Annotated in this window: 6 protein-coding genes and 1 pseudogene; 4 read left to right on the forward strand and 3 right to left on the reverse strand. The window is 49.4% G+C overall.

What is annotated here, in order from left to right:
• Positions 1-572 precede the first annotated feature (572 nt).
• From aceE to lpdA, 3 genes are all read left to right on the forward strand, one after another.
• A complete protein-coding gene (aceE, locus tag CRG49_RS10595) occupies positions 573-3,242 on the forward strand; it encodes a pyruvate dehydrogenase (acetyl-transferring), homodimeric type (RefSeq protein WP_095502802.1) in 2,670 nt (889 codons plus the stop codon).
• Positions 3,243-3,444: 202 nt separating this feature from the next.
• Positions 3,445-5,112 carry a dihydrolipoyllysine-residue acetyltransferase gene (gene aceF / locus CRG49_RS10600; RefSeq protein ID WP_095502801.1) on the forward strand — a complete coding sequence of 556 codons (1,668 nt, stop codon included), beginning with the start codon at positions 3,445-3,447 and terminating at the stop codon, positions 5,110-5,112.
• Positions 5,113-5,217: 105 nt separating this feature from the next.
• A complete protein-coding gene (lpdA, locus tag CRG49_RS10605) occupies positions 5,218-7,011 on the forward strand; it encodes a dihydrolipoyl dehydrogenase (RefSeq protein WP_095502800.1) in 1,794 nt (597 codons plus the stop codon).
• Positions 7,012-7,112: 101 nt separating this feature from the next.
• Here the strand turns inward: lpdA and cysG are convergent, their stop codons facing one another.
• The 3 genes from cysG to CRG49_RS10620 all read right to left on the reverse strand — a co-directional run bounded on the left by cysG (position 7,113) and on the right by CRG49_RS10620 (position 10,281).
• Entirely contained in the window at positions 7,113-8,495 is a 1,383-nt protein-coding gene (cysG, locus tag CRG49_RS10610; RefSeq protein ID WP_095502799.1) for a siroheme synthase CysG, read from the reverse strand.
• Between the two features lie 128 nt (positions 8,496-8,623).
• Positions 8,624-9,100: a DUF4112 domain-containing protein gene (locus CRG49_RS10615; protein ID WP_095502798.1), complete on the reverse strand. Its 477-nt coding sequence runs from the start codon at positions 9,098-9,100 to the stop codon at positions 8,624-8,626.
• A gap of 65 nt (positions 9,101-9,165) precedes the next feature.
• On the reverse strand, positions 9,166-10,281 hold the full coding sequence (locus CRG49_RS10620; protein WP_095502797.1) for a class I SAM-dependent methyltransferase: 1,116 nt from the start codon (positions 10,279-10,281) through the stop codon (positions 9,166-9,168).
• A gap of 214 nt (positions 10,282-10,495) precedes the next feature.
• Between CRG49_RS10620 and CRG49_RS10630 the strand changes: the two are divergent.
• Positions 10,496-12,285 (forward strand): annotated as a pseudogene (locus tag CRG49_RS10630) (2-isopropylmalate synthase).
• The last annotated feature ends 155 nt before the right edge of the window (positions 12,286-12,440 follow it).

The following is a 12,440-nucleotide window of genomic DNA, read 5'->3' on the forward strand; positions in this document are numbered from 1 at the left end:
AGAGGAACTCAACTACGGAGTCGATCTATCAACCATCTGAGGGTGGTATCAGATTGATGGGGTGAAGGTGACCCATCAACCATTAAATCCGTATACCCATGTATTTAAAATGCAAATGAGAATTTTACCTATTTAAATCTTTACGCTTTTTTGCTTAGAAAACGAAAGTTAAAGCGAAGATACTCTTTTTCTTAAATGGTGGTAATGACGCTCAATACGAAAATAAAATATTCGATTTATTTCGAATATGAATTTTCTGGAAAATTGCACAAAAATTTAGGCCGAAAAAATTTGATTTTTATTGAATAATTCATCCGATTGGTTTGCCAGTCGGAATAAATACTGATAGGATTTAAGTCGTCTTTTTAAGTAGGGTAATTGTGACAAATGCTGTCATCAAGCAGCATTGGTAAATTTTACCTGTAAATCAGATGTTTTGGCGGGAAAACCGTCATATGTTTCGCTTAAATATTCAATTTAGAAAACTAAATTTTCTAAATTGAAAATATACGAATCGACTCGAAAGAATGCTTTCGAAGTCGGTGTTTGTAACCCAATATAAGGATACTGATATGTCCACTCAATTGCACGATGTAGATCCGATTGAAACACAGGAATGGTTGGATGCATTAAGCTCGGTTTTAGAAACTGAAGGTACCGAACGCGCCCACTTCCTGCTGGAAAATTTGGTGAAATACACCCGTCGTCGCGGCGTTCACATGCCGTTTGATGCCACCACTGCGTACTTGAACACCATTCCTGTGGGTAAAGAGCAGAAATCTCCGGGTAACCACGAATTGGAACACCGCATCCGCTCTGCGATTCGTTGGAATGCAGCTGCCATGGTGTTGCGTGCAGGTAAAAAAGATTTGGAATTGGGTGGTCATATCGCATCTTTCCAATCGGCTGCTACGCTGTATGACGTCGGTTTCAACCACTTCTGGCGCGCTAAAGGTGAAGGTGAAGAAGGCGATTTGGTGTTCTTCCAAGGTCACGCTGCGCCAGGTATTTATGCCCGCGCATTCGTTGAAGGTCGCTTGACTCAAGAACAACTGGACAACTTCCGTCAAGAAGTGGACGGTAAAGGTATTCCTTCTTACCCACACCCACACTTGATGCCTGATTTCTGGCAATTCCCAACCGTATCAATGGGCTTGGGTCCGTTGATGGCGATTTACCAAGCACGTTTCTTGAAATACTTGGATTCACGCGGCTTGAGCAAAACCAAAGGCCGTAAAGTTTGGGTATTCTGTGGCGACGGTGAAATGGACGAACCGGAATCTCAAGGTGCGATTGCATTGGCTGCCCGCGAAGGTTTGGACAACTTGATTTTCGTCATCAACTGTAACTTGCAACGCTTGGACGGCCCGGTACGCGGTAACGGCAAAATCATCCAAGAATTGGAAGGCAACTTCCGCGGAGCCGGTTGGAACGTATTAAAAGTGATTTGGGGCAGTAAATGGGATGCCTTGTTAGCGCGCGATACCAATAATGCCTTGAAACAACGCATGGAAGAGGTGTTGGACGGTGACTACCAAACCTACAAATCTAAAGACGGTGCGTATGTGCGCGAGCATTTCTTCAATACGCCTGAATTGAAAGCCTTGGTTGCCAATATGTCTGACGAAGAAGTTTGGGCATTGAACCGCGGTGGTCACGACCCACACAAAGTGTATGCAGCTTACCATGAAGCGGTAAACAATGCCGGTGGTCGTCCGACTGTGATTTTGGCAAAAACCATTAAAGGTTACGGCATGGGTGCTTCAGGTGAAGGTCAAAACGTTGCCCACCAAGCCAAAAAAATGGACGTAAAATCGCTGAAACAATTCCGCGACCGTTTCGGCATCGATGTTACTGACGAGCAAATCGACAGCGGTGACTTGCCATACTACCGCTTTGCCGAAGACAGCGAAGAAATGAAATACTTGCGCGAACGCCGTAACGCCTTGGGTGGTTACCTGCCGCAACGCAACCCGAACAACGAAGCCTTGCCGATTCCTGAATTGAGCGCATTTGACGGTCAATTGCAATCAAGCGGCGATCGTGAGTTCTCGACCACTATGGCGTTTGTCCGCATCTTGTCAACTTTGTTGAAAGACAAGCAAATTGGTAAACGTATTGTGCCGATCGTGCCGGATGAAAGTCGTACCTTTGGTATGGAAGGCATGTTCCGCCAATACGGTATTTGGAATCCTAAAGGCCAACAATACACTCCGCAAGATAAAGACCAATTGATGTTTTATAAAGAATCAGTTGACGGTCAAATTCTGCAAGAAGGTATTAATGAGCCGGGCGCAATGGCCGACTGGATTGCTGCGGCAACATCATACGCCAACAGCCGCTATGCCATGATTCCGTTCTACATCTACTACTCAATGTTCGGTTTCCAACGCGTTGGCGACTTGGCATGGGCAGCAGGTGACATGCACGCACGCGGTTTCTTGTTGGGCGGTACTGCCGGTCGTACAACCTTGAACGGTGAAGGCTTGCAACACGAAGACGGTCACAGCCAAATTCAAGCTGATCTGATTCCAAACTGTGTATCTTACGATCCGACTTTCCAATACGAATTGGCGGTTATTATTCAAGATGCATTGCGCCGCATGTATGTAGAAAACGAAGACGTGTTCTACTACCTGACTTTGATGAATGAAAACTACACCCACCCGGCCTTGCCACAACGTAAAGGCATTGAGCAAGAAATCTTGAAAGGTATGTACTTGCTGGAAGAAGGCGGCAAATCTGACAAGAAAGTTCAATTGATGGGTTCGGGCACCATTTTGCAAGAAGTGATGGCCGGCGCGAAATTGCTGAAAGAAGATTTCGGCGTGGAAGCCAACGTGTGGTCTTGTCCTTCATTCAACGAATTGCACCGCGATGCCATGGAAGTAGAACGTTACAACCGTCTGCATCCGTTGGAGGAAGCTAAGTTGCCGTTTGTGGCGCAACAATTGAAAGGCCATGAAGGCCCGGTCGTTGCTGCTACCGACTACATCCGCAGCTTTGCAGAACGCATCCGCGCCTACATTCCAAACGATTTCCACGTGTTGGGTACCGACGGTTTCGGCCGTTCCGACAGCCGTGCAAATCTGCGCCGCTTCTTTGAAGTTGACCGCTACAACGTAGCCGTTACCGCTTTGGCTGCCTTGGCCGATGAAGGTAAAGTAAGCAAAGAAACCGTACAACAAGCCATTGAGAAATACGGTATCGCCACTGATACCGCACCAAGCTGGGAACGCTAAAACGTTTCAGACGGCCTCGTGATAAACAGGCCGTCTGAAAACAGATTTTGAATGTTATTCTTATTCAAAATCAAGCGTTAAACATGCAAGGCTGATGTTTCAGACGGCCTTACAAAATAAAGGCCGTCTGAAAACAAACGTATCTGTTTCAAAAAACCTTACTGCGACGATAAACGTTGCAGCACAACTAAGGAATAAAACGATGAGTCAAATCGTAGAAATTAAAGTACCCGATATCGGTGGTCACGAAAACGTGGACATTATCGCCGTAGAAGTCAAAGCCGGCGACACCATCGCGGTTGACGATACCCTGATTACTTTGGAAACCGACAAAGCCACCATGGACGTACCTGCCGATGCCGCAGGCGTGGTGAAAGAAGTGAAAGTCAGCGTTGGCGACAAAATTTCTGAAGGCGGCGTGATTTTGCTGGTGGAAACCGGTGCTGAAGCTGCTGAAGAAAAACCGGCTGCTGCCGAAGCGCCTAAAGCTGAAGAAGCCAAAGCAGAAGCACCTGCCGCTGCGCCGGCTCAAGCTGCTGCACCTGCCGCTGCAGGTGGCACGGTAACTGTGGCTGTACCGGATATCGGCGGTCATGAAAATGTTGACGTGATTGCCGTTGAAATCAAAGTCGGCGACACCGTTGCCGAAGACGACACGCTGATTACCTTGGAAACCGATAAAGCTACCATGGATGTGCCATCTACCGCTGCCGGCGTGGTGAAATCCGTGTTGATTAAAGTGGGTGATAAAGTATCTGAAGGTTCGGCAATTATTGAAGTTGAAGTTGCCGGTGGCGCTGCTGCCGCACCTGCACCTGCTGCTGAAGCACCTAAAGCTGCTGAAGCTGCTCCGGCTCCTGCTCAAGAAGCCCCTAAAGCCGCTGCACCTGCTGCTTCTGCACCAGTTGCCGCATTCGGCAGTACGCCGGTTGATGAAGCCGCTTTTGCCAAAGCACACGCAGGCCCATCAGCGCGTAAATTGGCGCGTGAATTGGGTGTGGACTTAGGTCAAGTAAAAGGTACTGGCTTGAAAGGCCGTATCGTTGGCGACGACATTAAAGCATTCGTTAAAGCTGCCATGCAAGGTGGTGCGGGCAAAGCTGCTCCTGCTGCAGCCGGCGCATCTTTGGGCGGTGGTTTGGACTTGTTGCCATGGCCGAAAGTGGACTTCAGCAAATTCGGTTCGATTGAAGTCAAAGAGTTGTCGCGCATTAAGAAAATTTCAGGCCAAAACCTGTCGCGCAACTGGGTGGTGATTCCACACGTGACCGTAAATGAAGATGCGGACATGACCGAATTGGAAGAATTCCGCAAACAGCTGAATAAAGAATGGGAACGCGAAGGCGTAAAATTGTCGCCTTTGGCCTTCATCATCAAAGCTTCCGTTGCAGCCTTGAAACAATTCCCTGAATTCAACGCTTCTTTAGACGGCGACAACTTGGTATTGAAAAACTACTTCAATATCGGTTTTGCTGCCGATACGCCAAACGGTTTGGTTGTACCGGTGATTAAAGATGTGGATCAAAAAGGCCTGAAACAAATCAGCCAAGAGTTGACCGAATTGTCGAAAAAAGCCCGCGAAGGCAAGCTGAAACCGCAAGAAATGCAAGGCGCATGCTTTACCATTTCCAGCTTGGGCGGTATCGGTGGCACCGGCTTTACCCCGATTGTGAACGCGCCTGAAGTGGCTATTTTGGGTGTGTGCAAATCGCAAATGAAACCGGTTTGGAACGGTAAAGAATTCGAGCCGCGTTTGATGTGCCCATTGAGCCTGTCTTTCGACCACCGTGTAATCGACGGCGCGGCCGGTATGCGTTTCACCGTATTCTTGGCCAACCTGTTGAAAGACTTCCGCCGCATTAGTTTGTAATCGGCGAAGTGTGCGGCGGGCTTCAAGGCTTGCCGCAACACGCTAAGTTTGAATGATGTTGATGCCGTCTGAAATCTTTCAGACGGCTAACCAGAAAGGCTAAAAATGAGCTTAATCGAATTGAAAGTGCCCGACATCGGCGGTCACGAAAATGTAGATATTATTGCCGTGGAAATTAAAGCGGGTGACACCATCGCGCTGGAAGACACGCTGATTACCTTGGAAACCGATAAGGCCACCATGGATGTGCCTGCTGAAGCTGCGGGTGTGGTAAAAGAAGTGAAAGTCAAAGTCGGCGATAAAATTTCCGAAGGCGGCTTGATTGCTGTTATCGAGGCCGAAGGCGCAGCTGCGGAAACACCAAAAGCAGAAGCCCCTAAAGCCGAAGCGCCGGCACAAGAAGCACCGAAACAAGCTGCGCCTGCACCACAAGCCGCGCAATTTGCCGGTACTGCTGATGCCGAATACGATGTAGTCGTTTTGGGCGGCGGCCCTGGCGGCTATTCAGCTGCATTTGCCGCTGCTGACGAAGGCTTAAAAGTAGCCATCGTTGAGCGCTACAGCACCTTGGGCGGTGTCTGCCTGAACGTAGGTTGTATTCCATCAAAAGCTTTGCTGCACAATGCAGCCGTGATTGATGAAGTGCGCCACTTGGCAGCCAACGGCATTAAATATCCTGAGCCAGAATTGGATATCGACATGCTGCGCGGCTACAAAGAAGGCGTAGTGAATCGTTTAACCACCGGCCTGAAAGGCATGGCCAAAGGTCGTAAAGTCGATATTATCCAAGGCGAAGGCCAATTCGTTGGTCCTAACCACATGGAAGTGGCGTTGACCACCAGCGACGAATACGAACAAGCCACGCAAACCGGCGAGAAGAAAACCGTTGCGTTCAAAAACTGTATCATCGCTGCGGGCAGCCGCGTCACCAAGTTACCGTTTATCCCTGAAGATCCGCGCATTTTCGATTCAACCGGCGCATTGGCGCTGAAAGAAGTGCCGGGCAAAATGTTGATTATCGGCGGCGGTATCATCGGCTTGGAGATGGGTACGGTATACAGCACTTTGGGCACACGCTTAGACGTGGTTGAAATGATGGACGGCTTGATGCAAGGTGCCGACCGTGATTTGGTCAAAGTATGGCAAAAAGCCAACGAATACCGTTTCGACAACATCATGATCAACACCAAAACCGTGGCTGTCGAGCCTAAAGAAGACGGCGTGTATGTGACTTTTGAAGGCGAAAACGCACCGAAAGAGCCGCAACGCTACGATGCTGTGTTGGTCGCTGCAGGCCGTGCACCTAACGGTAAGCTGATTGGTGCGGAAAAAGCCGGTGTGGCTGTGACCGACCGCGGCTTTATCGAAGTCGACAAACAAATGCGTACCAATGTGCCGCACATTTATGCGATTGGTGATATTGTCGGCCAGCCTATGTTGGCGCACAAAGCCGTTCACGAAGGCCACGTTGCCGCAGAAAACTGTGCCGGTCACAAAGCATTCTTCGATGCGCGCGTGATTCCGGGTGTTGCCTACACTGCGCCTGAAGTGGCTTGGGTGGGTGTAACCGAGTTGTCTGCCAAAGCAGAAGGCCGCAAAATCACCAAAGCCAACTTCCCTTGGGCGGCTTCTGGTCGTGCCATTGCCAACGGCTGCGACAACGGCTTTACCAAACTGATTTTTGATGCCGAAACCGGCAAAATTATTGGTGGCGGTATTGTCGGTCCAAACGGTGGCGACATGATTGGTGAAATCTGTCTGGCTATCGAGATGGGCTGTGATGCCGAAGACATCGGCAAAACCATCCATCCGCATCCGACTTTGGGTGAATCGATCGGTATGGCTGCTGAAGTGGCATTGGGTATTTGTACCGACTTGCCGGCGCAGAAGAAAAAATAATAGGCATACGGCAGCATTAATTGCTGCCTAACCCTATGAAACACAAGGCCGTCTGAAAATTCAGACGGCCTTTTTGATTTGTGAGCTATACTTATTAACGATTAAGCAGCATAACCTTCTTGAAACCATTTCAATTCATCACGCAATGCCGCCACTTCGCCGATAATCATCAAAGCAGGGCGCGGCGCGTTTTCTGCCATTTGCGGTAAATCTTTCAAACAGCCTGTTTGTACCAATTGGTTCGGCAGGGTGCCGTTGGAAATAATAGCAACAGGCGTATCTTCGCTGCGGCCGTATTCAACCAATTTTTCTGCAATCACCGAAGCGCGTAGTGTACCCATATAAATTGCTAAAGTTTGATGGCTTAATGCCAAAGTGCGCCAATCAGGCTGGTCGCCGTCGTGTTTGCTGTGTCCGGTAACAAACAGCGCACTTTGCGCACAGTCACGATGCGTCAGTGGAATGCCGGCATATGCCGTCGCGCCCAAAGCAGCGGTTACGCCCGGTACAATGCGATAAGGCACACCGGCTGCACGCAGTACTTGCGCTTCTTCGCCGCCGCGCCCGAAAACAAACGGGTCGCCGCCTTTCAAACGCACCACGCGTAAACCTTGTAAGGTGTATTTCACCAACAATTGATTGGTTTCTTCCTGCTGTACATGATGGCAGCCCGCGCGCTTGCCGACGCTGATTTTTTCCGCATCCTTGCGCACCATGCCCAGAATTTCATCTGACACCAACGCATCATACAACACAATATCCGCCGCCTGAATCGCCTGCAAAGCGTGAATGGTCAACAAACCGGCATCACCCGGCCCCGCACCAACCAAGACCACTTCGCCTTTGGCAGGCTGGTAGCCGTCAAGCTGGGCGGATAATTCGGCTTCCGCGGCTTCGAGGTTGCCTTGTGCGGTTAACGCGTTAAAGCGGCTGTCGAACAAATGTTCCCAAAAGCGACGGCGGTGTTCCGTGCCGTCGATTTTTTCTTTTACGCGACTACGCCATTTGCCCGCGATGGCCGCCATTTTTCCGGTGTGTAGCGGCAGCAGCGTTTCGATGATTTGCCGCCATTTTCGTGCCAACACAGGCGAAGTGCCGCCGCTGGAAATGGCGATTTGAATCGGGCTACGGTCAATAATGGCCGGCACGATATACGAGCATAAGTCGGCGGTATCAACCGTATTGCAAAATTTGCCGCGTGCTTCGGCCGCTTGGAAAATCCGTTGGTTAAAGCCGTGGTCATCAGTAGCGGCAACGGCCAAAAACACATCGTCCAAATAAAAATCGTGAAACACGCCGCCCAGCCAAGTAATGCTGTCTTCGCTTTTCCATGCTTGAAAAGCCGGATTCAGCTTTTGCGCCACCACGCGGACAACGGCACCGGCTTTCAACAGGCTTTCCGCCTTACGCTCGGCAACCTTGCCAGCCCCCGCCAGCAAAACAGCGCGGCCGTGCAAATCGGCAAAAATAGGATAATGGCTCATGTTGTGTTCTTTCTTATTTTGGCAATGTCGGCATGTTAAAGGCCGTCTGAAAAAATAGGAAAGAATCGATTTTGCTTATCTTATGGTGTTTGGTTATAAGTTGTGCCGATGTATCAGTAAGGCAGGTTTTACAGCCAATTCAACAACATTTGCCAGCCTTGTTCCAGCAGCATAAACAGGTTTTGAATCAGCCAAACACAAGCCGCACCCACGGCCACAATACCCACCGCCGCAAAAATAGCTTGTCCGTGAACTTTGCGGATAATCTGCGGATTGTTTTGGCTGAAGCCTTCTACCAGCAGGAAATTGCGTTTGTAAGAGCGGTGGAAAAAATCCAAAATCGTGCCTAATACCGGTATCAAACCAATCAACAAATCCAGCAGGCTGTTGAAAATCACCACCAGCGTGAGCGGAATCGAGCGGATTTTAAACAGCGAAATATACACAAACACCAAATTAAATGTTTGGCTGAACACATCGCCCGCCACGGGGAACAGCCCGATAAAGCCATCGAGATAATAATCATCAAGATAGCGCTTGAGCAGGCGGCTTAAGCGGTAGCTGCGGCTGTTTTCAATATCGGGGCGGATAAGAGCAGTGTTCATGCTTGCTTTCTTAAAAAATGAAATAGGCCGTCTGAAACGTTCAGACGGCCTGTATATGGCGCGTTTTAAGCCACTTTCAAGCGGTAGAGGAAAGTGGTTTCTTGCAGGCGGGCAAAAGCAAGCGGATCGTTGGGATTGGTGGCTTTACTGTGTTGCGGTTTGATGTGCAGCACATCGATGATTGCTAATGAGGCCGTCTGAAACCATGTGCGTAAATCGTCGGCGTGACGCAGGTGTAAATGCTCAGCCAAGTCGGAAATAATCAGCCACGCTTCGCCGCTTTCGTTTAAATGTTTGCCCACACCGTTGAGAAACGCTTTGAGCATACCGTGTTCGGGGTCGTATAAGGCGGTTTCGATGGTCGAAGTGGGTTTCGCGGGCAGCCAAGGCGGATTGCAGACGATTAAATCGGCACACCCTTCAGGGAACAGGTTTACCGCCTGAATGTTAACTTGCTGTTCATAGCCAAGATTGCGAATATTTTTTGTGGCGCAAGCGATGGCTTGGGGATTGGTGTCGGTGGCGGTGATGTGGGCGATGCCGCGTTTGGCCAACAGGGCGGCAATCACGCCTGAGCCTGTGCCGATGTCAAAGGCCGTCTGAACGTTTGGGTTGAGTGGTGCGGCGGCGATTAAGTCTAAATATTCGCCGCGCAAAGGCGAAAATACGCCAAAGGGCACATGAATCTTGCCGCCTAAAGCTTCGAGATGAATGCCTTTTTTGTGCCATTCATGCGCGCCGATAAAACCGAGCAGCTGATTCAGCGGCAATAAAAAAGCATGGTCGTTTTCTTCGCCAAACACGTCCAGCAGCGCAGGGCGGATGTCGGGCGCGCGGGAAATGTTGAGCGTGAATCCTGCGCCGATTTCTACTGCCAACATATTGATTACGCGACTTTGTTGCGCCTGCTGCATGCGGTGGGTATGAAAGACCGTCTGAACATCTGCTGGTGTCTTCTTCGATTTAGCCGGTTTGCGTACACGCTTTTTCATGGCTGCCAACACTTGTTTGGCTTGGTGAAAATCGCCTGTCCAAACCGTGGCGGTGTGTTCGTAGGCAGCTTTTAATACCGTGTCGGTATTGGCGTCGTGCAGATAAACTGCTTTTTGCGGCGGCTTTTGCGTGCTTTGGTTGCGCCATTCGATTTCGGTATGTTGAGAAGTGGGAATCAGCGAATTCATGGTAAATCATATATTTGCAGAGATCGCAGAGTGTACTATATTTTTCAGACGGCCTCATTAATAATGATTAAATTAGACAATATGTATAAAAAATTTAGCTTCATAAAAATATTTATGCGGTTTTTAGCAAAAAATTATTGTCGTTTTGTCCAATTTGCGTATAATGCTTTTCAACTCAACTAAAAAATTTCTAAAGTTTTAGACAAGGAACATCATGCAACTGGACATCGACCGCTTGGTTGCTTATTTCGGCGGAGTGAACGCGTTGGCCGAAGCGCTGAAGCAACACGATCCCGAAAATGCCGCAACCACTGCCGCCATCTATAAATGGCGCACCCGAGGCTCATTGCCTTTGGCACAATTGCAAAAATTAACCGCCCTAGCCGAAGCACAAGGCCGCCGCTTAGACTTGAATGCTTTTTAAAAAAACAAGATTCTCTGGAGAGAAATGACATGACACAAACAAACCGCGTAATTATTTTTGATACCACCCTGCGTGACGGCGAGCAATCACCCGGCGCCGCGATGACCAAAGAAGAGAAAATCCGCATTGCCCGTCAATTGGAAAAATTGGGTGTTGATGTGATTGAAGCCGGCTTTGCCGCTGCCAGCCCGGGTGACTGGGATGCGGTAAATTCGATTGCCAAAATCATCACCAAATCAACGGTTTGTTCGTTGTCTCGTGCAGTTGAAAACGACATCCGCAAAGCCGGTGAAGCGATTGCGCCGGCGCCAAACAAGCGCATTCACACCTTCATTGCCACCAGCCCGATCCACATGGAATACAAGCTGAAAATGAAGCCGAAGCAAGTGGTGGAAGCTGCAGTAAAAGCCGTGAAAATTGCCAAAGAATACACCGATGATGTTGAATTTTCATGTGAAGATGCATTGCGCAGCGAAATCGACTTTTTGGCCGAAATTTGTGGCGCGGTAATTGAAGCCGGTGCGACCACCATCAATATTCCGGATACTGTCGGCTACTCGATTCCTTACAAAACTGAAGAATTTTTCCGTGAACTGATTGCCAAAACCCCAGGCAGCGACCGCGTGGTTTGGTCGGCACACTGCCACAACGATTTGGGCTTGGCTGTAGCCAACTCATTGGCCGCATTGAAAGGCGGCGCGCGTCAAGTGGAATGTACCGTCAACGGCTTGGGCGAGCGCGCGGGCAATGCGTCTATCGAAGAAATCGTGATGGCGCTGAAAGTACGCAGTGATTTGTTCGGCTTGGAAACCGGCATCGACACCACGCAAATCGTGCCTTCTTCCAAATTGGTTTCGACCGTCACCGGCTATCCGGTGCAGCCAAACAAAGCCATCGTCGGCGCCAATGCGTTTGCCCACGAATCAGGTATTCACCAAGACGGTGTGTTGAAACACCGTGAAACCTACGAAATCATGTCGGCCGAATCGGTAGGCTGGTCAACCAACCGCTTGAGCTTGGGTAAATTGTCTGGTCGCAATGCCTTCAAAACCAAGCTGCAAGAATTGGGCATTGAATTGGAGAGTGAAGAAGCGCTGAATGCCGCGTTTGCCCGCTTTAAAGAGCTGGCTGATAAAAAACGCGAAATTTTCGATGAAGATTTGCATGCTTTGGTATCCGACGAAATGACCTTGGCGACCGAGCAATACAAATTTATTTCGCAAAAAATTCATACCGAAACCGGCGAATTGCCGACTGCCGAAATCGTGTTCAGCGTAAATGGTAGCGAGCATCGCGCAACGGCCAATGGTTCAGGTCCTGTCGATGCGATTTTCAAAGCCATCGAAAGCGTGGCGCAAAGCCAAGCGACGTTGCAGATTTATTCGGTAAATGCCGTGACCCAAGGCACGGAAAGCCAAGGCGAAACATCGGTTCGCTTGCAACGCGGTGATCGCGTGGTGAACGGCCAAGGCGCGGATACCGATGTATTGGTGGCAACAGCTAAGGCTTATTTGTCGGCATTGAGTAAATTGGAATTTGGTCAAGCTAAGCAAAAAGCGCAGGGTAGTGGTTTGATTTAAGTTAACGTATAAACAAAGGCCGTCTGAAAAGCAGAAATGTTTTTCAGACGGCCTTACATTCGCATTTCAAGTGCAACGCTCAAATGCCATTGGCAAGGGCTGCTGAAAACAGATCACCCGGTGTCTCATAGTCCAATGTCTTTCTCGGTCGGCGG

Source organism: Neisseria sp. N95_16 (assembly GCF_002551535.2).
In the GTDB taxonomy this organism is placed as follows: Bacteria; Pseudomonadota; Gammaproteobacteria; order Burkholderiales; family Neisseriaceae; genus Neisseria; species Neisseria brasiliensis.